General features: G+C 72.7%; 19 protein-coding genes. 10 read left to right on the plus strand and 9 right to left on the minus strand.

Annotated features, from left to right (window positions below):
* Window positions 1-9: 9 nt before the first annotated feature.
* From BJY16_RS20000 to BJY16_RS20010, 3 genes are all read right to left on the minus strand, one after another.
* Window positions 10-1,662, minus strand: a complete 1,653-nt coding sequence (locus tag BJY16_RS20000) for a serine/threonine-protein kinase (protein WP_185041114.1) — start codon at window positions 1,660-1,662, stop codon at window positions 10-12.
* 153 nt (window positions 1,663-1,815) lie between these two features.
* The gene (locus tag BJY16_RS20005) at window positions 1,816-3,600 is read right to left on the minus strand and encodes a potassium channel family protein (RefSeq protein WP_203759075.1); all 1,785 of its coding nucleotides are present in this window, start codon (window positions 3,598-3,600) and stop codon (window positions 1,816-1,818) included.
* 9 nt (window positions 3,601-3,609) lie between these two features.
* Window positions 3,610-3,996 (minus strand): DUF6394 family protein, encoded by a 387-nt coding sequence (locus BJY16_RS20010; RefSeq protein ID WP_185041115.1) that lies wholly within the window; start codon window positions 3,994-3,996, stop codon window positions 3,610-3,612.
* Between the two features lie 201 nt (window positions 3,997-4,197).
* Here BJY16_RS20010 and BJY16_RS20015 point away from each other — a divergent pair, with 201 nt between their 5' ends.
* Entirely contained in the window at window positions 4,198-5,223 is a 1,026-nt protein-coding gene (locus BJY16_RS20015; protein ID WP_185041116.1) for a GGDEF domain-containing protein, read from the plus strand.
* Between the two features lie 23 nt (window positions 5,224-5,246).
* Here BJY16_RS20015 and BJY16_RS20020 read toward each other — a convergent pair whose 3' ends face one another.
* Window positions 5,247-6,203 carry an NAD(P)-dependent alcohol dehydrogenase gene (locus tag BJY16_RS20020; protein WP_185041117.1) on the minus strand — a complete coding sequence of 319 codons (957 nt, stop codon included), beginning with the start codon at window positions 6,201-6,203 and terminating at the stop codon, window positions 5,247-5,249.
* A gap of 119 nt (window positions 6,204-6,322) precedes the next feature.
* On the opposite strand from BJY16_RS20020, the gene BJY16_RS20025 reads away from it, so the two are divergent.
* From BJY16_RS20025 to BJY16_RS20035, 3 genes are all read left to right on the plus strand, one after another.
* Window positions 6,323-7,663: a TIGR04013 family B12-binding domain/radical SAM domain-containing protein gene (locus BJY16_RS20025; protein WP_185041118.1), complete on the plus strand. Its 1,341-nt coding sequence runs from the start codon at window positions 6,323-6,325 to the stop codon at window positions 7,661-7,663.
* A gap of 134 nt (window positions 7,664-7,797) precedes the next feature.
* The gene (locus tag BJY16_RS48465; RefSeq protein WP_185041119.1) at window positions 7,798-8,508 is read left to right on the plus strand and encodes a MerR family transcriptional regulator; all 711 of its coding nucleotides are present in this window, start codon (window positions 7,798-7,800) and stop codon (window positions 8,506-8,508) included.
* 302 nt (window positions 8,509-8,810) lie between these two features.
* Window positions 8,811-9,467 carry a DUF3152 domain-containing protein gene (locus BJY16_RS20035; RefSeq protein WP_203759076.1) on the plus strand — a complete coding sequence of 219 codons (657 nt, stop codon included), beginning with the start codon at window positions 8,811-8,813 and terminating at the stop codon, window positions 9,465-9,467.
* A gap of 264 nt (window positions 9,468-9,731) precedes the next feature.
* Here BJY16_RS20035 and BJY16_RS20040 read toward each other — a convergent pair whose 3' ends face one another.
* Window positions 9,732-12,011, minus strand: a complete 2,280-nt coding sequence (locus BJY16_RS20040; protein ID WP_185041121.1) for a DedA family protein — start codon at window positions 12,009-12,011, stop codon at window positions 9,732-9,734.
* A 120-nt stretch (window positions 12,012-12,131) separates the two neighbouring features.
* Between BJY16_RS20040 and BJY16_RS20045 the strand changes: the two genes are divergently transcribed.
* Window positions 12,132-12,875 (plus strand): hypothetical protein, encoded by a 744-nt coding sequence (locus tag BJY16_RS20045; protein ID WP_185041122.1) that lies wholly within the window; start codon window positions 12,132-12,134, stop codon window positions 12,873-12,875.
* A gap of 67 nt (window positions 12,876-12,942) precedes the next feature.
* Here BJY16_RS20045 and BJY16_RS20050 read toward each other — a convergent pair whose 3' ends face one another.
* Window positions 12,943-14,112, minus strand: coding sequence for a 4-hydroxybenzoate 3-monooxygenase (locus BJY16_RS20050; protein WP_185041123.1), 1,170 nt, complete (start codon window positions 14,110-14,112; stop codon window positions 12,943-12,945).
* A 41-nt stretch (window positions 14,113-14,153) separates the two neighbouring features.
* A complete protein-coding gene (locus BJY16_RS20055) occupies window positions 14,154-14,894 on the minus strand; it encodes an IclR family transcriptional regulator (protein ID WP_185041124.1) in 741 nt (246 codons plus the stop codon).
* A gap of 69 nt (window positions 14,895-14,963) precedes the next feature.
* Here BJY16_RS20055 and pcaH point away from each other — a divergent pair, with 69 nt between their 5' ends.
* Genes pcaH through pcaDC form a run of 4 tightly spaced genes read left to right on the plus strand, consistent with a single transcriptional unit; the run spans window position 14,964 to window position 18,593 of the window.
* A complete protein-coding gene (pcaH, locus tag BJY16_RS20060) occupies window positions 14,964-15,704 on the plus strand; it encodes a protocatechuate 3,4-dioxygenase subunit beta (protein ID WP_185041125.1) in 741 nt (246 codons plus the stop codon).
* Window positions 15,701-16,267 carry a protocatechuate 3,4-dioxygenase subunit alpha gene (gene pcaG / locus BJY16_RS20065; RefSeq protein ID WP_185041126.1) on the plus strand — a complete coding sequence of 189 codons (567 nt, stop codon included), beginning with the start codon at window positions 15,701-15,703 and terminating at the stop codon, window positions 16,265-16,267. The genes pcaH and pcaG overlap by 4 nt, the downstream gene beginning before the upstream one ends.
* Entirely contained in the window at window positions 16,264-17,478 is a 1,215-nt protein-coding gene (locus BJY16_RS20070) for a lyase family protein (RefSeq protein WP_185041127.1), read from the plus strand. Before pcaG ends, BJY16_RS20070 begins: the two co-directional genes overlap by 4 nt.
* Window positions 17,472-18,593 carry a bifunctional 3-oxoadipate enol-lactonase/4-carboxymuconolactone decarboxylase PcaDC gene (gene pcaDC, locus BJY16_RS49115; protein ID WP_185041128.1) on the plus strand — a complete coding sequence of 374 codons (1,122 nt, stop codon included), beginning with the start codon at window positions 17,472-17,474 and terminating at the stop codon, window positions 18,591-18,593. Before BJY16_RS20070 ends, pcaDC begins: the two co-directional genes overlap by 7 nt.
* Window positions 18,594-19,110: 517 nt before the next feature.
* On the opposite strand, the gene BJY16_RS20080 is transcribed toward pcaDC, so the two are convergent.
* Both BJY16_RS20080 and BJY16_RS20085 read right to left on the minus strand, forming a co-directional pair.
* Window positions 19,111-19,743: a DUF3159 domain-containing protein gene (locus BJY16_RS20080; protein WP_185041129.1), complete on the minus strand. Its 633-nt coding sequence runs from the start codon at window positions 19,741-19,743 to the stop codon at window positions 19,111-19,113.
* Between the two features lie 220 nt (window positions 19,744-19,963).
* The gene (locus tag BJY16_RS20085; RefSeq protein ID WP_185041130.1) at window positions 19,964-21,043 is read right to left on the minus strand and encodes a lytic polysaccharide monooxygenase auxiliary activity family 9 protein; all 1,080 of its coding nucleotides are present in this window, start codon (window positions 21,041-21,043) and stop codon (window positions 19,964-19,966) included.
* 206 nt (window positions 21,044-21,249) lie between these two features.
* Here BJY16_RS20085 and BJY16_RS20090 point away from each other — a divergent pair, with 206 nt between their 5' ends.
* Window positions 21,250-21,810, plus strand: a complete 561-nt coding sequence (locus tag BJY16_RS20090) for a DUF2087 domain-containing protein (RefSeq protein ID WP_185041131.1) — start codon at window positions 21,250-21,252, stop codon at window positions 21,808-21,810.
* Window positions 21,811-21,820: the final 10 nt, after the last annotated feature.

The following is a 21,820-nucleotide window of genomic DNA, read 5'->3' on the forward strand; positions in this document are numbered from 1 at the left end:
GGCCTGCTCCTAACCGGGGGTGCAGATGTTGTCGAGGCTCACGTACGCCGGTGACGCCGACCGCGCCGAGTTGCCGGCGGCGTCGGCCGCGACCACGGAGATCGGGATGCGGGTGGCCGTCCGCGGCGCCGGCAACGGACCCAGCGTCCCCTGGAAGCTGTTCCCGCCGGCCGGGCTCATGGCGACGGTCGGCGTCGTGCCGCCCAGGGTGTAGCGGAAGCTGACCTTCAGCTCGCCCGGTCCGCTCCGGTCGTCGGTGACGGTGACCACCACGGTGCTCGTGCGGTTGCCGTACTTGCAGCCCTCCGCCTCCAGCCTGGCCGGTTTCGCGCCGGCCGCGCCGACCTCGGGAGCCGTGGTGTCGGGCGGCGGCGTCGGGGAGGTGCTGGCCGACGGGCTCGGCGTGGCGGTCTTGCTGGTGGTGACGCTGGTGGTGGGCGAGGCGGTCGCCGACTTGGTGGGCGTGCTGCCCGGGTCCGCCGGCACCGTCGTGGTCGGGGTCGGAGCCGGCTCGCCGGTCGAGGTCGCCGGGGCGGCCGCCGGTGTGGTCGCGGCGGCCGGGGTGGCGGTGACACCGGACGTTCCGGGAACCACCAGGTCGGCGGCGACCGGGGACTCCTCGGCGGCCGCGGCGTAGTGGTACCCCACGCCGCCGGCCAGCAGCGCCGCGACGACGGTGGCGGCGGCCACCACGGTCAGCTTGCGATTGCGGAGCACGCCGCCGGGGCGCCCGGCCTCGGTGCCGCCGAGCGTCGTGGTGGCGAAGCTGGTGGCGCCCCCGCTGCCGTCCGGGAACGGCCACAGCGCGGCCAGCAGGGCGGCCCGGCGGGCCAGCTCGCGCAGGCCGCGGTCCTCCCACTCGTCGCCGTACGCCGCGCCGGCCACCTGCTCCAGGAGGTCCAGGAAGGCGAACGCGTCCGGTGGCCGGTCGGTGGCCTGTTTGGCCATGCCCCGGCGGAGCAGGTCGTGCACCGGCGGCGGCGCCGGATCGGTCGGGATGAGCGCGTTGGCGTGCTGGTCGTGCAGGGCGAACAGGTTCGCGCCGTCGTACGGCGGATTGCCGGTGAGACATTCGAAGAAGGTGGCGGTGGCGGCGTAGATGTCGCAGGCCGGTGTGGCCGGGGCGCCGGTCCACTGCTCCGGGGCCATGTACCGCGGCGTGCCGGTGACGACGGTCCCGGTGCCGTGCCCGACCGGGGTGGCGATGCCGAAGTCGGCGAGCTTGCTCTGCCCCTCGCCGGTGACCAGCACGTTCTCCGGCTTGTAGTCACGGTGCACGACACCGTGGGCGTGCGCCGCGCCGAGCCCGGCGAGCGAGCCCTTCAGGACGCACAGCGCCGCCTCCGGGCTGGTCGGGCCGTGCTCGCGCAGCATCTGGCGCAGCGACACGCCGTTGACCAGCTCCATCACGATGGCCGCGCCGTCGGCGGACTCCACGTACTCGTACAGCCGGGAGACGTGCGGGTCGTCGACCTGCCCGAGCAGCTCCGCCTCGCGCCGGAAGGCGGCCCGGAACGAGGCGTCGTCCCCGAGGACGTGCACCAGATATTTGATCGCGACCGGGGTGCCGCTCTCGTCGTGAGTGGCGAGCACGACGGCGCCCGACGCTCCGGCGCCGAGCGGACGAACCGAGGTGTAGCCGGACAGTTGCCAGCCGCTCATTCGAGGCACTCCACCGTCGAAGGGGCGGATGTCGGTCTCCGCCGCGCCGATCAGTCTGGTCGCGGAACGGCCCATCCGGATCGGCGCATCGGCTGCTTTCCCCAGCCGGACGGCTTACCCCCGCAAGTTCGCGCTCCGCGGCTGACGCGGAACCTAGCGGCCCGAGCGGGTCAGGCGTCGCCAGATCCAGCTTGCCGGGACGCGGTGGCCGGACCGGACGTATTGGCTCGCGGAGTCGATGGTCAGCGTGTCCAGCAGCGCTCGCTGGTCCCACGGGTGCCCGGCGAGCAGGATCTCGTCGCCGGGCTGCAGCACCTCGTCGTCGGCGGGCCCGAGCGTGGCCTGCCCGTCGCGCTGGATCAGCAGCGGGACGATGTCGAGGCGCTGCTCCCGGTCGTCGGGATGGCGCAGGAGATCGCCGAGTGTCGCCTGCCCGTCGCGCAGCCAGCGGTGGAGCGCCGGGGCCTCGCTCGCGTCCAGCGTCGTGCGCCACAACCAGGGCAGGCGGTGCCCGCAACGCTGCTGCAGGCGGTCGACCATGGTGCGGGCCCATTCGTCGCCGAGGGCCGGCATCTCCCGCAGGAAGCGCCACAGCAGCGGGGTGCTCAGCTGCGCGTAGATCTCATGCGCGACCACCTCGGCCGGCACCAGCAGCGAGTCGATCCGCATGGCGGCGAACAGTGGCGCCGTCTCCGGCCGGTTCTGCCGGGACACGACGAACAGGTCGGGGTTGATGTGGCGGGCGGCGGCGACCAGTGACAGGTTGGTGGTGTCGTTCTCCGTACCGGCCACGAAGCCGACCGCCCCCACCAGATCGGCAGCGGCCATGACGTGCGGCTCGGAGCCGTCGCCGGCGATGACCCACGGCTCGTCCCCGGTTTCCGCCCGGAGGTCGATCGCGGTGACGGTGAGGCCCTCGGCGTGCAGGTCCTCGGTGAGCTCCCGGCCGAACCGGCCGTAGCCGCACAGCACCCAGCGCCCGGCCCGCGGCGGCTGGGCCCGCTCCGGCAGTTCGGCCCCCGGCCCGCTCTCCAGCCAGGTCATCAACTGGTACGACGCCGGGGCGCGCAAGGCGAGCCGTAGATGGTCCCCGTACCGGTCGAACGGGTTCACCACCGTGGGCGACCCGAACGCGGCCATCCGGTGCTCGACGGCCGGGGACACCACGCGGGCGATCACCGGCAGCTCGGGTCGCACCAGTGCGGCCGTCATGGTGACCGCCAGGTTCACCTCGTCGTCGTCGGTCAGGGCCAACACCCCTTCGCAGTACGGGTGGCCGAGCCCCGCGTGCTCCATCGTCTGCGGGTTGCGGGCGTCACCGGCCAGCCCCGGCACGTCGGAGCGGTAGGCGTCGATGTCCAGCGCGTCCACCCGCTCCGCGTCGGTGTCGATCACCACGAGCCGGCGGCCGAGCGCGTCGAGCTCGCGGCCCAGCAGCCGGCCGGTCTGCCCGTACCCGGCGATCAGCAGGAACGGCTCGCGGAGCCGGGCGACCGTACGCGTGAACCGCTGCAGTGCGAGCGCCTGCCGGAACGCGCGGTCCTGCAGCAGCGTCAGCAGCGAGCCGATCGCGTAGGCCCATCCGATGACGGTGAGGTAGATGGTCGCCGTCACCCAGAGCCGCTGGCCGCCGGTGAACGCGTGCGGGATCTCGCCGTACCCGATGGTCGTGGCCGTGTAGCTCATGAAGTAGAACGCGTCGAAGAAGCCCATCCGGGCCGGCTGCCCGGCGTCGTCCTGGCCGGGAATCAGCGTCAGGCCCAGCACGCTGACCGCGAAGATCGTGATCAGGACGATCAGCGGTGCCCGCATCCGGCGCAGGATCAGGAAGACCGTCGGCGGACCCTGGACGGCGACGGCGATCCGCGTCCAGCGGCGCGCCTCGCGCGGTCGCTCCTCGTCACGGCCGGGCAGCCACCACCGTTTCGGTCCGGGCACGGCTGCCGCTCAGCGCCGCTGGAAGGAGACGGTCTCGATGACCAGCAGCACGACCGAGACGATGTTGGCCAGCAGGGCGCCGCCGGACAGCGACACCACGGCGGCCATCGACTCGCCGTTCAGCCCGCCCGCCGAGACCTGTGTCGCCCAGGTCCAGGCCAGGGTGGCGGCGATCAACTGCAGGTCGGCCACCAGGCTGGTGGCCAGGTGCACCGCGCCGATCTGCGTGCGGTCGCCGAACTTCAGCACGGTGGCGATCAGGTTCACCACGACGGCGGCGAACAGCTCGTACTCGTTGTGCAGCTTCGGATCGGCGAGGTCACCGATGAAGAAACCGAAGTTCAGCGTCGCCGCGAGCAGCACGAAGAACCCGAAGATCACTTTTTCCAGACTCATCAGCACCCCCGGCCGTCAGTGTGCCGCATTACCCCGACGGGCACCCGTCAAGCTTCGCGCCCGCGCCGAGGTCCGCTTCGGCGAGCGGGGAACGCAGCCCCAGCGCTCTTTCGCCGCACCGGATCGGCAACCGCGGGATGGTGTCCTCATTCGGTGCGGAATCTATGGCGAGCAGACCGGGCAGCGCAGGCGTGGTGCCGCATGAAGAGTGTCCGGCACCTTGTGGATCGGACCCGGGCGAGCGATCCGGCGGTCCTGAGCGGCTGCACGGTCGGCCTGCTGTTCGTCTTCGGCGGCGTCTTCACGTTCTTCACGCTGCTCTTCCCGACGCCGCCGGGCTTCCACCCGGTCGCCGTGATCTCCCTGGCCACCTTCGCGGTGATCTTCGGCCTGGTGGCGCTGACCCTGCCGTGGGCCCGGATCCCGCGGCTGGTCCGCCTCGCGATCGGGCCGGGCGCCATGGCCGTCATCGCGGCGCACAACATCGCGGCGGGGCTCGACGCCTTCCGCTACGGCATGCTGTTCTTCCTGGTCTTCATCTGGCTCGGCCTGTGCGAGCCGCGGGGAACCAGCGTGCTGATGAGCCCGTTCATCCTGGCCGCGTACCTGCTCCCGCTGCTCGGCCACGGCGCGTCCTCGTCGGCACTGTCCTCGACCAGCTATGCCGTCCCGCTCTACCTCGCGGTCGGTGAGGTGCTCGCGTGGCGGAGCGCCGGCCTGCGCCAGGTCCAGGAGCGCCTGCAGCATCTGGCGACCCATGACCCACTGACCGACCTGCCGAACCGGGCCATGTTCGGGCGGGCGCTCGACCGGGCCCGCGTCGACCACAGCACGATCTCCGTGCTGTTTCTGGACCTGGACGGGTTCAAGCAGATCAACGACCGGTTCGGCCACGCGGCCGGGGACGACGTCCTGCTGGGCGTGGCCGGCGTCCTGCGGGGCCTGGCCCGGACCGGGTCGAGTGACCTGCCGTGCCGGCTGGCCGGGGACGAGTTCGTGATGCTCCTGCCGAATACCGAGCTGGCCGACGCCCGGCCGGTCGCGGACCGCGTGGTGGCCCGGCTGGCCGCCCTCACCGGCCCGGACGGCAACCCGCTGCGGGGCAGCGTCGGCGTCGCCGGCGGCCGGGCCACCGAGTCCGAGCAGATCCTGGCGGCCGCGGACCAGGCGATGTACGCGGCCAAGCGCGCCGGAACCGGCCCGGTGACGGTCGCCTGCGCGGCCTGACCGCGGATGCGGCTCGTCGATGGTCAGAAGCTTGCCTGGACGACGACCTTGCCCACGGCGTGCCCCTCACCCACCCGGGCCAGCGCCTCGGGCGTCCGCTCAAGCGGAAACGTGCGGTCGATGTGAATGTCGAGCTCGCCGCCGGCGCAGAGCTCGGCCACCGGGCCGAAGTGCCGCGGGCCCTCCTTGACGGCGAGCACGCCCAGCCGGCGACCGGTGAGCCGGCCGGCGACCGTGCCGGCCGTCAGCACGCGCAGCAGCGTCGACACCGAACCGCCGACGCATCGGTAGCGGCCGCCGGGCGCCAGCGCCCGGCGGTAGGCGAACACCGAGCGGTGGGCGACCAGGTCGAGGATCAGATCGTACGGCCCGGTGCGGGTGAAGTCGGTGTGGCGGTAATCGAGCACCTGGTCGGCGCCGAGCGACCGCATGAAGTCCAGCTTGCCGGCGTTGTCGACGCCGGTGACGTGCGCGCCGAGCCGTTTGGCGAGCGGGATCGCGAATGACCCGGAGCCGCCGCCCGCGCCGTTGATCAGGACTCGGCGCCCAGTCGCGGCTCCGGCGGTGCCCTGCCAGGCGATCGCTCCGGCCTGCGGGATTGCCGACGCCTGCGCGAAGGACAGCGCCGCGGGCTTCGCCGCCAGCGCCGGTTCCGGAACGATCGCGTACTCGGCGAAACCACCCTTGGCCTGCAGGTTGTCGCCGTACACCGGATCGCCGGGGCAAAACTGGGTGACGTCCGGCCCGACGGCCTCGACCCAGCCGGCGATGTCGGAGCCCAGGATGCGGCGTGCCGGAGCGCGCAGCCCGCCGACGCGCGCGTACAGCGGCGTGCCGTGCAGGCACTCCCAGTCGCTCAGATTGATCGACGTTGCCGCGACCTTGACGAGGACCCGGCCGGCGCCGGGGACCGGCACGGGGACTTCCTCGAGCCGGAGCACGGCGGGCGGCCCGTACCGGTCGTACACCATTGCTCGCATCCGCGGACGTCCCACCTCTCGGTTGTTAGCACGCCGGGACAAGCGGCAGCCCGCACGCCGCCTTCGGCCACACCGGACCACGCTCGGGACCGCGACGCCCGGGCTGGCAAAATCGGCGCATGAGTGCTCCTGAGCTGGTCCTCGTGCTGCGGTACCGCAAGGCGGTGACCTACGGCTTCCACGCGCTGCTGGGCGCCTTGGGGGAGCACGAGACCCGCACCCGCTACGAGGTGCGCTTCGGCGAGACCGTGCAGGAGACCGCTCGGCACATTCGCGAGGCGGGCGATGTCCGTACGCTAGTCCTCTGGTCTTTTTATTCTCCTGACGCCGCTGCTCTGGCGGATGAGCTGAAACAGATCAGGGCGCTGGCCGACGGGCCGCGTGTCACGCATCTGGCCGGGGGAGTGCACGCGACGGCCGAGCCGGTGCAGACGCTGGATGCCGGGTGGGACATGGCGGCGATCGGGGAGGGCGAGTCGACGCTGCTCAGCCTGGTCGACGCGAAGGGCGACCCGGCCGGGATCACCGGACTGGCCTATCGGGACGCGACCGGCAAACTGATCAGGACGGGTAAGGCAAAGCAGCGGCCCCTCGACGACTTCCCGGGCTTCGCACTGAAATGGGACCGGTTCAACGCCCTCGAAATCACCCGTGGCTGCATTTACGCCTGTCGATTCTGTCAGACGCCGTTCATGTTCTCGGCGCGGTTCCGGCACCGCAGTCTGGCGAACGTGCGCTGGCACGTCGACCAGATGCGGGCGCGAGGGCTGCGCGACGTCCGATTCATCACGCCGACCGCGCTGAGCTACGGCACCCAGACCGACGAGCCGGACCTGGCCGCGGTCGAGGAACTGCTGGCCAGCTGCCGGGAGGGGATCGGGCCGAACGGGCGGGTGTTCTTCGGATCGTTCCCCAGCGAGATCCGGCCCGAGCACGTCAGCCGGGAGGCGTTGCGGCTGGTCAAGAAGTACTGCGACAACAACAACATCATCGTGGGGGCGCAGTCCGGGTCGGACCGGGTGCTCGACGCGGCCAAGCGCGGCCACGGGGTCGAGGAGGTCAAGCGGGCGGCCCGGCTCGGGATCGAGGAAGGGTTCCGGATCAACGTCGACATGATCTTCGGGATGCCGGGGGAGGGCGAGCAGGACGTGGCCGACTCCTTGAAGCTGGCCCGGGAGCTGGCCGAGCTCGGTGCGCGGATCCACGCGCACACGTTCATGCCGCTGCCCGGGACGCCGTGGCGGGACGCGCCGGCCGGGGACGTCGACCCGGAGACGATCCGCGAGGTGGACCGGTTGTCGCAGCGTGGAGCGCTCTACGGGCACTGGCAGAAGCAGCGGGATCACGCGGCTCGGCTGGCCGCGGCGGCGGAGGCCTATCCGCGGCCCGGCCGGAGCCGGACGCTGCTGCCCACCGTGCCGCCCCGGGCGGCGGCCGATGAGGGCTGCTCGACCTGCTGATCGGCCCGCTGGTCGACGGGCTGGTCGGTCTGCTGGTCGACGGGCTGGTCGGTCTGCTGGTCGGCCCCGTGAATTGACCACTGAGGGAAAAGCGGGCTTGACCCTCGGGCGACCGGAGGGCCGATGCTCGTGGAGTGACGCACATCAGCATCGGCGCGTTCGGCGCCGCCACCGGCCTGTCCATCGCCGCCCTTCGCCACTATGACGAGGTCGGCCTGCTCAAACCCGCCGATGTGGACCCGTCCACCGGCTACCGCCGCTATGCCCCGGCCCAGGTCGACCAGGCCCGGCTGATCTGCGGGCTTCGTGCGCTGGATCTGCCGATCGACCAGATCCGGGCCGTTCTCGGCCGGCCGGCTGACATCAAGGAGGCCCTCGACACCCACCGGGAGCGTCTGGTCGACCAGATCCGGGAGCTGACCCAGCGGGTCCGGGCGGTCGACGAGTTCCTCGAGCGCGGCTCCTCGGTGCCGGCCTTCCAGGACGTGCGCCCGGTGCAGATCAGCATCCGGGTCCGCGACATCGAGGCCGCGGCCGCCTTCTACGCCCGGGCGTTCGACGCCGTGCACCAGCCGGAGATCGCCTCGCTCCGGTTCGGCAGCTATCGCAGCGACCGCTTCTTCCTGATCACCCTGGTCGAGGGTGGATCCGGGTCGGCGCGTCTCGGTCTGCTGGTCGACGCGGTGGACCGGGCACACGCGCAGGCCCTGGCGGCCGGCGCCGAGGAGATCAGCCCGCCCACCGACTACGCGTGGAAACCGCGCACCTCCGCCGTCCGCGACCCGGATGGAAACCTGATCGAGCTCTACCAGGGATGGGGGCCGGCCGATGCGGTGGCGGCATGACATGGGCCACGTCCGCCGTCGTGATGCAACCGTGATCGTCCCGGAAGCGTCAAACGAACGTGAGAGCTACGCGATCAAGGCGTCCTGCCGAGCCGGGCCTCGTCCGTTCCGGCCCCCGGCATCGGCGGGGACGGCGGCGTGCGGCGCCGGTCAAGCAGTGGTCGCCCGGTTGGCCGGCCCTGACCGCCGCCCTGCTGCTGACCGGTTGCGGCACAGCCGTGCTGACCCAGGCGGCACAGGGGCAGGCGCCGCAGGCACGGGCTCCGCAAGCATCGACTCCGCGGGCGACCGGCAAGCCGGCGGTGCCACCCGTCCCGGCGGAGGTGACGTCGGCGCCACCGGCACGGATCAGCTATCCGGCGGCCGGCGACGGGAGATTCGCGGTCGCCTCGGGGGAGACCGCGGCCCCGGCCGGCAAGAAGGGTGCGCTGTTGCGCTACCAGGTCGCCGTGGAGCGCGACATCCACGGTGTCTCCGCTGACGAGTTCGCCGGCACGGTGACCGGGACGCTGCGGGATCCGCGCAGTTGGACCGCGGGCGGTGAGTGGCGGCTCCAGCGGGTGGGGCCGGGGGCGCACGCCGACTTCGTGGTGCGCCTGGTGACTCCGAAGACCCGGGATGCGATCTGCGCCGGGGCGAAGGACGGGTACACGTCCTGTCGTACCGGGGACAAGGTGGTGATCAACGTGGCCCGCTGGGTCAAGGGCGTCCCCGACTACGGCGCTGGCCTGGACACCTATCGGCAATACGTGATCAACCACGAGGTCGGTCACCGGCTCCACCAGGCGCACGAGCTGTGCCCGGCCGAGGGGGACCCGGCTCCGGTCATGCAGCAGCAGACGCTCGGCCTGCACGGCTGCGTCCCCAACGCCTGGCCGTTCCTCAACGGCGACCGGTATCGGGGCCGGATCGGCGCCTACGACGACAAGGTCCCACCCCGCGACAAAGGAAACCTGTAGGAGCGATTTCCAGTACGCCCACGGAGCATCCGTCCGCACCCGTGAGTCCCGCCCGTACCCGTCCGCGCGGCGCCCGGCCGGGCTCGGGTTGTGCCGCGGTTGTGGCCTTGTGCGGCTGGCTCTGAGGGGTGCTTCGAGGGCGCTGAGACAACCGTGAGAGCCAGCCGCGCCCCTCCGGCTGGTTCTCACGGTCCCAGTGGCAGGCGGTGGCGGGAGTTGCGGGGAGGTTCGGGCGGCCGGATGTGGGCGGCTCGGCTTCTGGGGTCAGGCCGGGGCGGGGGCGAGTTCGGGAGTGGGGTTCGCGGCGGCGGGGGCGGTGGGGGTGGGGGCGGGGGTGGTTCGGGAGGACCAGATGGCGGCGTTGAGGGCGGCCCAGGCGGCGCCCAGGAGGACGGCGGCGACGGTTTCGCTCAGGCGGCCCCAGCCCAGGTAGACCCAGCAGCCGGCGCCGGTGACGATGACGACTGAGGCCGAGGTCCAGACGGTGACCTGCCACTTCCAGGGCAGGCCGTGGGAGAGCAGCCAGGCGAGGAGACCGAGGGCTGCGGCGGTCTGCACGGTGGCGGCGGCGGACATGTCGGCCAGGGCGGCGGCTGCGGCGTCCAGCGGCACCGGCCCGTCGAATTCCACGGGCGAGGGGAAGACCAAGTGGTCTGTGGCCCGCCAGCCGGAGTGCGGGATGACGGCGAGTGCGGTCTCCAGGACCACGGCGGGGAGGACTGGGCCGGCCACCTTGAACAGACCGGACCAGAGGCCGTGGCGCTTCCAGGCTTCGAGTCCGCTGCGCAGCCAGGCGCCCAGCCGGTGAACTGCCGCGCGGGAGTTGGTCCCGGTGCGCTGTTCGGTGCGGGTGGGGGTGTCCGGCGCGGGGTGGGAAGTGGTGCGGCCCGGGTTCTGAGGTGCCGGTTGGGGAGTGGTGCCCGCCGGGTGAGGCGTGGGGTGGGAAGCGGCGTGGGCCGGGTTGTGAGGTGCCGGCTGGGGAGTGGTGCCCGCCGGGGTGTGAGGTGCTGGCTGGGGAGTGGTGCCCGCCGGGGTGTGAGGTGCGGGGTGGGAAGCGGCGTGGGCCGGGTTGTGAGGTGCGGGGTGGGGGGTGGTGCTGGCCGGGGTGTGAGGTGCGGGGTGGGGGGTGGTGCTGGCCGGGGTGTGAGGTGCGGGGTGGGGGGTGGTGCGGGTCGGGGCTTGGGGTGTGGGGCGGGGACTGCGGCAGAGGGCGGGTGGGCGGTGGGGCCACCACAGGCGGACGAGAGCCACGGCGACGGCCAGGGTCAAGGGGATTCTGGGGGACAGTGACGTGGCGGTGGAGAGGGCGAAGAGGTAGCCGTCGGAGGTCCACTGGGAGCGGGACCAGGTGGCGAGGGCTTCGTCGGCGGCGGCCAGGCCGCTGAAGCGGACCACCGGGGGGATGACTTCGATCAGGAGCAGGGCGAGGGCGGTGAGCAGGGACAGGCTGACGGCGGCGGTGACGGCGGGGTGCCAGCGGGCGGCGAAACCCTGGATCGGGGACGTGCGGTGCGGTGGGCGTACCGGGAAGGGGTGTCTTCCGAGCCAGCGGCCCGCGAGGATCAGGCCGGCGACGATCAGGGTGAGGGTGGTCAAGGCGCCGGCGGCTCGCCCGGCGCGGGCGGCCAAAACCTGGTAGCTGGCGCCGGCCAGGTAGCTCGCGCCGACCATCCAGACCGCCCAGAGCGTGGCCGATGGGGTGTGCCAGGCGGCGAAGCGGCGGTAGGGCACGCCGTTGCGGCCGGCCAGCCGGGGCATCAGCGTGCGGGCGCCGACCACCCACTGTCCGAGGAAGATCGCCCGGCCGCCGTAGCGGACGAAGAGGCGCTCGGCTCGGGCCCAGTGCTTGGCGAGCTTGCCGGACCGTGGCCGCTCGGCTCCCGCCGACGATGCGCCGGTGGAGGAAGAGGTGCGGGCGGAGGTGGCGCCGCCAAAGTGCGGGGCGCTGGTGTTGGAGGCGGTGGTGCGGTCCGCGCCCGCGGTGCTGGCGGTGGTGCGGTCCGGAGCCGAGATGCTGGCGGTGGTGCGGTCCGGAGCCGCGGTGCTGGCGGTGGTGCGGTCCGGAGCCGAGATGCTGGCGGTGGTGCGGTCCGGAGCCGCGGTGCTGGCGGTGGTGCGGTTGGGGGCCGCGGTGCTGGCGGTGCAGGCGGTGGTGCGGTCGGGCAGTGAGGCTCCAGTGCCGGCGGTGTCGGCGGTGGTGCGGTCGGGCAGTGCGGCTCCGGTGCCGGCGGGGATTGTGGTGGTGGTGCCGGCTGGGGCGGTGGCTTCGGTGGGAGCGGAGTTCGCCGGCGTTCTTCGTGCGGTGCGGGCGGCTTGGTGGTAGCCGAGGGTGCCGCCCAGGACGGCGGCGGCTGTCGCTACCACGAGGGACGGGATCACGTCGACCACGCCGGCGTTGGCCAGCAGGCCCAGGGCGATCAGGCCGGTCGCGGACGGGAGGAGCACGCCGGCGATCAGTGCTGCCTCGCCGGCCACCAGGGCCGCTACCACCGCGTACACCAACACCGGCGGGAGGCCGCCGAGCCAGTCGCCGAGCCATCCCACCGGTGTTCCCCCGTTCGCAGCCGTGCAAGTCGATTGTTGAGACTTGGGCCGGCGCGGGATATCCGTGATGCTCCTTAGGGATCCACGGATTTCTACCGGAGGGGAACCCGCATGCATCCGATGCTGCAACGCCTGGACGAGCTCGCCGCCCACCTGGCCACCCGGGAGGACACCGTCGCGGTGCTCGGGCTGGGGTCGGCCGGCGCTCAGCGGGGCCGCCTCGACGACCACTCCGACCTGGACTTCTTCCTGATCGTCGAGGAGGGGGCGACCGGGCGGTACGCCGAGGCGACGGACTGGCTGGCGGCTCCCTGCCCGGTGGTCTACAGCTTCGCGAACGAGCGGCACGGCCGGAAGGCGCTCTACGCGGACGGCATCTTCGTCGAGTACGCCGTCTTCACCGTCGCCGAGCTGCGCCGGGTCGCGTTCCGCGGGGCCCGGGTGGTGTGGCGCCGCGCCGACGCCCCGCCCGGCCTGACCGAGTCGGACGTCCCGGAGCCGCGTCCGCCCTTCGACACCGTGGAGTTCCACCTCAACGAGGCGCTCACCAACCTGTACGTCGGCCTGCACCGTGAGCTGCGCGGCGAGCACCTGAGCGCGGCCCGGTTCATCCAGGGGCACGCCGTTGACCGGGTGATCGCGCTGCTGCGCCTGAGCGAGGGGGAACCGCCGTACCGTGACCTCTTCGATCCGAGCCGGCGCGTCGAGCGGACCTATCCGCCGCAGCTGCTGCCGCTGGCCGAGATGGTCCCGGGCTATCGCGGCAACGCGGCGGCGGCCCGGGCGATCCTGGACTGGCTCGGGGCGCGCTTTCCGATCCCGGCGCCGCTCGGTGCCCGGATCGAGGAACTGCTCAGCAAGTAGAAAGCGGACGCAGTATCGAGAAGGGGGCTGCGCGGCGGAAACAGGCGAGTGAGCAGGCGCCTCCAGGTCAGTAGTTGATCGGCAGGCCGGCGTAGTTCTCGGCGAGGCCGGTCGCGCCGGCCTCGTTGGACGCCACCCAGCGCAACTGGGAGAGTTGCAGCTCGGCGTCGAACGGGTCGCCGGAGGTGTGCAGCATCGTGGTCATCCACCAGGAGAAGTGGGTGCACCGCCAGACCCGGCGCTGCGCGGCGTCCGAATAGGCGTCGGCGAGCCGCGTGTCGTTCTCCCGGAACCGGGCGACCAGCGCCTTGCCGAGCAGCGCGACGTCGGCGATCGCCAGGTTCAGCCCCTTCGCGCCGGTCGGCGGGACGATGTGCGCGGCGTCGCCGGCCAGGAAGAGGTTGCCGTGCCGCATCGGGGTCTGCACGTAGCTGCGCATCGGCAGCACGCTCTTGTCGGTGATCGGGCCGGGGGTGAGCTTCCAGCCGTTCTGCCCGTGGCCGAGGCGGGTGGCCAGCTCGTCCCAGATCCGGTCGTCGGACCACGATGCCGGGTCGGTGCCGTTGGGCACCTGCAGGTAGAGGCGGCTGACCGTGGCGGAGCGCATCGAGTGCAGGGCGAAGCCGTTCGGATGCCAGGCGTAGATCAGCTCATCGGTGGACGGCGCGACGTCGGCGAGGATGCCGAACCAGGAGTAGGGGTAGACCTTCTCGAACGTCTGGGCGGCCGGAACCGCGGCGCGGGACGGGCCGAAGGAGCCGTCACAGCCGGCGATCACCAAGGCGTCCAGTCGTGCACTCTCGCCGCTTTTATCGGTATAGGTGACGTAAGGAGAGGATGACTCAATGTCGTGGAGAGCAACATCGGCCACCTCGTAGTGGATCTCCTGACCCCCCGCCCGCCGCGCGGCGATCAAATCCTTCTGCACCTCCGTCTGCCCGTAGACCCAGACCGACCGCCCGGTCAGGTTCACGAAGTCCAGGTGCTGCCGCACCCCCGGCCACTGCAGGTAGATGCCCCGGTGCTCGTCCCCCTCGGCGCGCAGCCGCCCGCCCAGCCCCACCGACTCGAGCAGCTCGACGCTGGAGTGCTCCAGGATGCCGGCCCGGATCCGGGCCGCGACGTAGTCCTCCGAGCGGGTCTCCAGGACCACGGAGTCGACGCCGCCCTGGGCGAGCAGATGGGAGAGAAGCAGGCCCGCCGGGCCCGCGCCGATGATGGCGACCTGGGTACGCATGCCCCTCACCCTTCAGCGCCGGACGGCCCCCGGGCAAGGGGCTATTTCCACTGGACGGAAGCCAGCGTACGGGTGATCCCGTGCGCCGCCACCTGCAACGCGGCCACCATCCGGGGCAGTTGGCGGCGCAGATCCGGCACCACGATGCCGAGCGCGGCCACCACGTCGTCCCCGTTGCGCACCGGCACCGCCACCGAGCAGGCGCCCAGGCTCATCTCCTCGCCGGTGGTCGCGTACCCCTCGGCGCGGACCCGGCGCAGCTGGTCGAGCAGCCGGGCCGGCTGGGTGACGGTGTACGCGGTCACCCGGGTCAGCCGCTGCAGCGCCGCCCCCAGCACGTCGTCCGGCGCGTACGCGAGCAGCACCTTCCCCACCCCGGTGGCGTGCAGCGGCAGCCGGGACCCGATCTTGCTGACCACCGGCACCGAGACGTGCCCGGCCAGCCGGTCGATGTAGAGCACCTCCAGTCCGTCCCGGACTGCCAGGTGCACGGTGGCCAGCGTGGCGCCGTACAGGTCGTGCAGGAACGGGCTGGCCGCGGTGCGCAGCTCGCTCTGCACCGGGGCGAGCAGCCCGAGCTGCCAGATCCGGCGGCCGATCACGTACTCGCCGTTCGGCTCGCGGGCCAGGGCGCCCCACCGCTGCAACTCGCCGGCCAGCCGGTGCGCGGTGGCGAGCGGGGTGCCGGAGCGCCGGGCCAGGTCGCTGAGCCGGAGGCTGCGATGGTCCGCGTCGAACGCCCCGAGCAGGTCCAGCGCACGGGCCGTCACGCTCTTCGTCATCGGTGCTCTTTCCGCTCAGTGGAAGTCGAGTATCGCCGTGGAGGGCTCCGACCGCCTAGCGTCCGGGTGGTGAACAGCCAGGCTGACATCGACCAGGAGATCGCGGCGGCGGCCCAGCAACCGGGCGGTCCGCAGCCGAGGATCGACTATCCGCCGTACCGCAGCAGCGTCCTGCGGCACCCCAAGCAGCCCCTCCAGCTGATCGACCCGGAGTCGGTCGAGCTGTGGGCGCCCGCCTTCGGTCACCGGGACGTGGCCGACGACGAGGCCGACCTGACCATCCAGCACGCCGGGACCCCGCTCGGCGAGCGCATCGTGGTGACCGGCCGGGTGCTCGACGGCGACGGCCGGCCGGTGGCGCACCAGTTGGTCGAGGTGTGGCAGGCGAACGCCGCGGGACGGTACCGCCACCAGCGGGACCAGCACCCGGCGCCGCACGACCCGAACTTCACCGGGGTCGGCCGGTGCCTGACCGACGCGGACGGGACGTACCGGTTCCAGACCATCAAGCCGGGCCCCTACCCGTGGCGGAACCACCTGAACGCGTGGCGGCCCGCGCACATCCACTTCTCGCTCTTCGGGACCGATTTCACCCAGCGCCTGGTGACTCAGATGTACTTCCCCGGCGACCCGCTCTTCCGCTACGACCCGATCTACCAGTCGATCACCGACCCGAAGTCCCGGGAGCTGCTGATCGCCCAGTACGACCACGACCTCACCACCCCGGAGTGGAACACCGGATACCGTTGGGACATAGTGCTCACCGGCACCCACCGCACTCCCCTCGACACCGAGGACGACAACTCATGAGCGCCGCGGTCCCCGGCCAGACGGTCGGCCCCTTCTTCCACCTGGGTCTCGAGTTCCCGCAGATGAACGAGCTGGTCCCGCCGGGCAACCCGCGCGCGGTCCGGCTGCACGGCCGGGTCACCGACGGCGCCGGCGACCCGGTGCCGGACGCGGTGATCGAGATCTGGCAGGCCGACCCGCGCGGGCACGTCGTGCGCCAGGCGGGTTCGCTGCGCCGGGACGGCTGGACCTTCACCGGCTGGGGCCGGGCCGCCACCGACCCGGACGGCTACTACCAGTTCACCACGGTGGAGCCGGGAGCGACCGGGCCGGGTCGGGCGCCGTTCGTCGCAGTGACCGTTTTCGCCCGCGGGCTGCTGGACCGGCTGTTCACCCGGGCCTATCTGCCGGACGACGCCGCGGCGCTGGCCGCCGACCCGCTGCTGGCCGCGCTCGGCGAGGAGCGCCGGGCCACCCTGCTCACCCGGCGGGTGGACCAGGGCCTGGTCTTCGACATCCGGCTGCAGGGCGAGGGCGAGACGGTGTTCCTGACCTATCCCCGGCTGCGGGACGCCTGGGCGTGAGCGACCTGCTCTGGCCCGGCGACCACCGGGCCGGTGACCTGTTCACCGACGCGGCCGTGGTGGCGGCCATGGTCCGCGTCGAGTCGGCCTGGCTGGCCGCCCTGGTCGAGCTGGGCGTCGCCGACATCGAGGTGCCCGACCTCGCCCCGCTGGCCGGGCCGGACGATCTCGGGTACCTGGCGGAGGCCGCCGAGTCCGGCGGCAACCCGCTGATCCCGCTGCTGAACCGGCTCAAGTGCCGGCTCCGGGGCCGCAACACCGCCGCCGCGGGCTGGCTGCACAAGGGGCTGACCAGCCAGGACGTCATCGACACGGCGATCGTGCTGTGCCTGCGCGACGCGGTCGCCCGGATCCGCGCGGACCTGCTGGTCCAGGTCGGCGCGCTGTCCCGGCTGGCCGGCGAGCACCGGGAGACCCGAATGGCCGGCCGGACCCTGACCCAGCACGCCGTCCCGATCACCTTCGGGCTGAAGGCGGCCGGCTGGCTGACCGGCGTGCTGGACGCCCGGGACCAGCTCACCGCGGCCGGCACGATGCCGATCCAGATCGGCGGGGCGGCCGGCAGCCTGGCCGCGCCGACCGCGCTCACCGGCGACCCGGGCCGCGCCCGGGACCTCGTCGCGGCCGCCGCCGAGCGGCTCGGCCTGCCCGCCCGGGAGCCGTGGCACACCAGCCGCGCTCCGCTGACCCGGGTCGCCGACGCGTTCGTGACCTGCACCGACGCCTGGGGCAAGATCGCGAACGACGTGCTGGTCGGTTCCCGGCCGGAGGTGCACGAGCTGATCGAGGGCACGGCCGAGGGCAAGGGCGGCTCGTCGGCCATGCCGAACAAGCAGAACCCGGTGCACGCCGTCCTGATCAAGCGGGCCGCGATCGCCGGTCCGCCGCTGGCCGCCCTGGTGCACGCCGGCGCGGCGGCCGCGGTCGACGAGCGGCCGGACGGCGGCTGGCACGTCGAGTGGGCCACCCTGCGCACCCTGGCCCGGCGGACCGTGGTGGCCGGCGCGCAGACCGCCGAGCTGCTCACCGGGCTCCGGGTGGACACCGGCAAGATGCTGGCCACGCTGCACGACGCCCGCCCGGAGATCGACGCCGAGCAGCAGTCGGTGATGCCGGGCGCGTCACCCGACCAGCCCTACCTGGGCGCCACCGACGAGATCATCGACGCGGTGCTGGCCCGGGCCGCCTCGGGGAAAGGAACCTCTTGCTGACCGCGACCGTCCTGATCGACGCCCCGGACCGCCCCCTGCTGCTGCTCGGCTCGTCGGTCGGCACCTCGGCCGAGACCCTGTGGGCCCGGTGCGCGGACCGGCTCTACGGCCGCTACCACGTGGTCGGCTTCGACCTGCCCGGGCACGGCCGCAGCGCCCCGGCCCCCGGCCCGTTCACCATCGCCGACCTGGCCCGCGAGGTGCTCGCGCTCGCCGACGAGCTGCGACCCGCGGAGAGCTTCCGGTACGCCGGCGACTCGATCGGCGGCGCGATCGGCCTGCAACTGCTCCTCGACGCCCCGGAACGGGTCACCGCCGCGGCCCTGCTCTGCACCGGCGCCAAGATCGGCGAGCCGGCCGGGTGGCACGAGCGCGCCGCGCTGGTCCGCGCCCAGGGCACCGCGGCGGTGGTGCCCGGGTCGATCGAGCGCTGGTTCGGCGCCGGCTTCCCGGAGGCCGGCCGCGAGCCGCTGCTCGGCGCGCTGCGCGCCACCGACGACGAGAGCTACGCGCGCTGCTGCGAGGCGCTGGCCGGGTTCGACGTCCGGGACCGGCTCGCCGAGATCGCCACGCCGGTCCTCGCGGTCGCCGGCGGCCAGGACAAACCCACCCCGCCGGAGGGTCTGCGGCTGATCGCCGACACGGTGCTGCACGGCCGCCTGGTGGTCCTCGACGAGGTCGCCCACCTGGCCCCGGCCGAGTCCCCGGAGGTGGTGGCGTTCCTGCTGGACCAGCACTTCGAGGAGGTCCGCTCGGCCGGCATCACGGTCCGCCGCGAGGTGCTCGGCGCCGCCCACGTGGACCGCGCGACCGCCGCGACCACCGCGTTCACCCGCGACTTCCAGGACTTGATCACCCGCTACGCCTGGGGCGAGATCTGGACCCGCCCCGGCCTGGACCGCCGCAGCCGCTCGATGGTCACGCTGACCGCCCTGGTCGCCCTCGGCCACCACGAGGAACTCGCCATGCACGTCCGCGCCGCCCGCACCAACGGCCTGACCGCCGACGAGATCAAAGAAGTGCTCCTGCAGACCGCCGTCTACTGCGGAGTCCCCGCCGCCAACACCGCCTTCCGCATCGCCCAGCGAGTCCTCGCCGACATCCAGGATTTCTGACGCCCAGGGACCGCTGAGACGCGCGAGGCGGTCCGCTGCCTACGGCTCGTCATTTTCCGGTACGACTCGGAGCCCCGTGACAGTCGGCTCGCGAGGCCCGGCCCCCGCACGACCGCTGCGCGTGTCGTGCGGACCCGCCGCCCCGCACGGTAGCCGCGGGCGCCGCGGGGCGTGCGAAGCAGCGACCCGGGCGTTGAAGCGGTGGCCCGGGTCACCGTGACCAGCAGCGGACCCGCATGACACGCGTGGCGGTCCGGAGCGGCGGCGGCCTCGCGAGCCGACTGCCACGGGACGCCGAGTCGTACCGAAAAATGGCGATCCGCAGGGAAAGCGACCGGAACTGGTCAGGCGGGTTGGCGGCGGACCGCGACGGAAGCGGACCGAGCGCGGTCGAGCGGCGTGGCCAGCGGTCAAGCGGGGTGTGGCGGACCGCGACGGAAGCGGACCGAGTGTGGTCAGCGGTCAGCTGGGTTGTGGTGGACCGCGACAGGAGCGGGTCGAGCGGCGTGGTCAGCGGTCAGGCGGGCTGGTCGAGGGGGTGGCGGAGGCCGGGATGGCCGGCCGGCAGGGTGCGCTGGATGACCCACCAGCTGGCCGCGAGGCAGGCGGCGACCAGCGGCCAGCTCAGCACGACGCGGGCGGCGGCCAGCGCGCCCGCCTGGCCGGCGGCGTAGAGCGGCAGGAAGACCGCCACCCGCACGACATATTGCAGGACCCAGACCCAGCTGGCCCGGGAGTACGCCTTGAGCAGTTCCGGGTCGCGGCGCCAGCGGGTGCGCTGGCCGAGCACCGCGCCGACCACCACGCCGAGCAGCGGCCAGCGGATCACGATGCTGAGCGTCCAGGCCAGCACGCTCGCGCCGTTGCTCAGCAGCTGGAGCAGGAAGAAGTCCTCGGCCTTGCCGGTGCGCAGGGCGATCAGCGCGGCCACGCAGACGCCGAGCAGGCCGATCAGGACGGCGCGCGGTTTGTCGCCGCGGCGCAGTCGCCAGCCGACCACGCCGAGGGCGGCGAGCAGCGCGCTGGCGACCCCGGCACCGATGGAGTGGAAGGCGAGCCAGCCGGCCAGGAAGCCGGCAGCCGGCCATGACGCGTCCAGGGCGGCGCGCCGCCCGTTCAGCAATTCCGACAGCGATTCCGGCTGCGCCATCTTCACCCGCCTGGTAGAGGTTAGGCGAGCCTAACCCAGGCGTCGGACGAGAGGTGGGACGGGGAGCGAGGTGGGGCTGCCTCGTTCCCCGTCCATGGTGTTGCAGCACGACGTGAGGTTCACGCGGGGGATTGCTGCTCCTCCATTCCGGATCAAAGGTTCTCTGGGAGCGCTCCCAGTTCATCGCACTGTAGCAACTATTGCGCGCCCCGGGGAGGGTCTAGACGGCCGAACAGGTGACCGTCGGGGTGCTCGGCGTTCCGGTGGCGATGAAGCCGAACGTCGCCGATCCGCCCGCGCCGAGCGCGCCGTTGTAGGTCGCGTTCGACGCCTGGATCTGATTGCCGCTGGTCAGCACGGTCGCGTTCCACGACTGCTGGACGGTCGGCGCGGCGCCGTAGCCGAGCGTCACCGCCCAGCCCTTGATCGCGGCGGAGCCGGCCTTCACGGTCACCGACGCCTGGTAGGCGCCGGACCACTGCGACGACACGGCGACCGTGGCGCTGCAGCCGCCGGACGGAGCGGGTGACGACGGCGTGGGGGAGGACGGTGTCGGAGAGGACGGCGTCGGGGAGGAGGGTGTCGGGGACGACGGGCCCGGGTCCACCACGCCGCCGAAATTCACGTCGCTGCAGAAGTAGTAGGACTGGTCCAGGTGGCTGGCCTGCCAGATGGTGTAGACCAGGGCCCGCCCGGACCGCCCGGGCACGCTCACCGGGATGTCCATCTGCACCCCGTTGCTGAGCTGCTGCGTCCACTGTGCCGCCGGCGTGTTCGGCACCTCCTTGACCAGCTCCAGATCCGACCACTTCAACGCCTGGGTGACCGGGTTGTAGGACGGCTTGGAGACGTACACCCGGATGTAGTCGGCGCCGTGCCGCGCCCCGTCGAACAGGTTCAGCGTGAACGAGTTGGCGATGCTGGTCGCCTTCCAGTCGCCGACCGTGTCCATCGCGGCGTAGCGGCCGTTCTGCGTCTTCCCGGCGCTGCACAGCTGCCCGTCCGGGATGGCGGCCTGGTGGTTGCCGGCCACGCCCTCGCGGAACAGGCCGTTCCAGTTCCACATCGCCTGCGGGTCGGCCTGCCAGGCCTGGTAACACATCGGGTCCTGGGTGGCCATCTCCGGCGCCTGGAACTTGTCACCCCACCGCTGGTAGCAACCGTAGTTGCGGGAGGCGGGACCGACGACGTTGCCGTGCGCCGCGGCCGGCGAGGCCGGTGCGACGAGGACGGCCAGAGCCGCGGTCAGGGCCGCCACCAGGGCGGCGAGCAGGAATTTTTTCGGTACGACGTGAGTCATGCGAACTCAGCACTCCTGAGCTGAGGGCCGTCGGTGGCGACGGCCGGGCTGCGGGGGATGTCGGAGGCTGCCCAGGCCTCCGCGGTGCCCGCGTGGGTGCTCACGTACGGTGCTGTGGCGCCCAGCGTGCCCGGGTGATCGAGAGAAGTCAATCCGTCCGGGGAAATTCGGATGCCCGGCGACCGGCACGTTCGTAGGTTGTGGGGATGTCCGCCGAAGCGGCCCGCGCCGCCGAACTCCTGACCCAGCTGTCCAACCCCGCCCGCCTGCGCGCCTTCGCCGAGCTGGTGCGCCGCGGGAGCGAGGGCTCGTCCCTCGCTGAGATGGCCTTCCACCTGGACATCTCCAAACCGGAGGCGGGTGAGGCGCTGGGCCGGCTGGCCGGGCTGGGGCTGGCCAGCGGCAGTGGTGACGGGTATTACCGGGCCAAGCCGGAGGTGCTGCGCGAGGTGGCCCAGGCGCTCACCAAGACCCTGCCCATCGCCCCGCTGCTGACGGAGTATCCGCAGCTCAAAGGCTATTTCGCGCACGGCCGCCTGGACAGCCTGCCGCCGACCATGAGCGAGCGGTACCAGCAGATCGCCGAGCTGCTGGCCCGGTTCCTGGCGGTCGACGGGGTGCTCACCGAGGACGAGGTGAACCAGCGGCTCGCGGCGGTCACCGACGACGTGGCAGCGGTCCGCCGGATGCTGGTCGACACCGGCTGGCTGGACCGGGACCGGGCCGGCGCGTCGTACGGCGCCGGCCGGGTCTACGTGGCGTCCTGACCACCGGAGC

The sequence above is a fragment of the Actinoplanes octamycinicus genome (genome assembly GCF_014205225.1).
Classification (GTDB): Bacteria; Actinomycetota; Actinomycetes; order Mycobacteriales; family Micromonosporaceae; genus Actinoplanes; species Actinoplanes octamycinicus.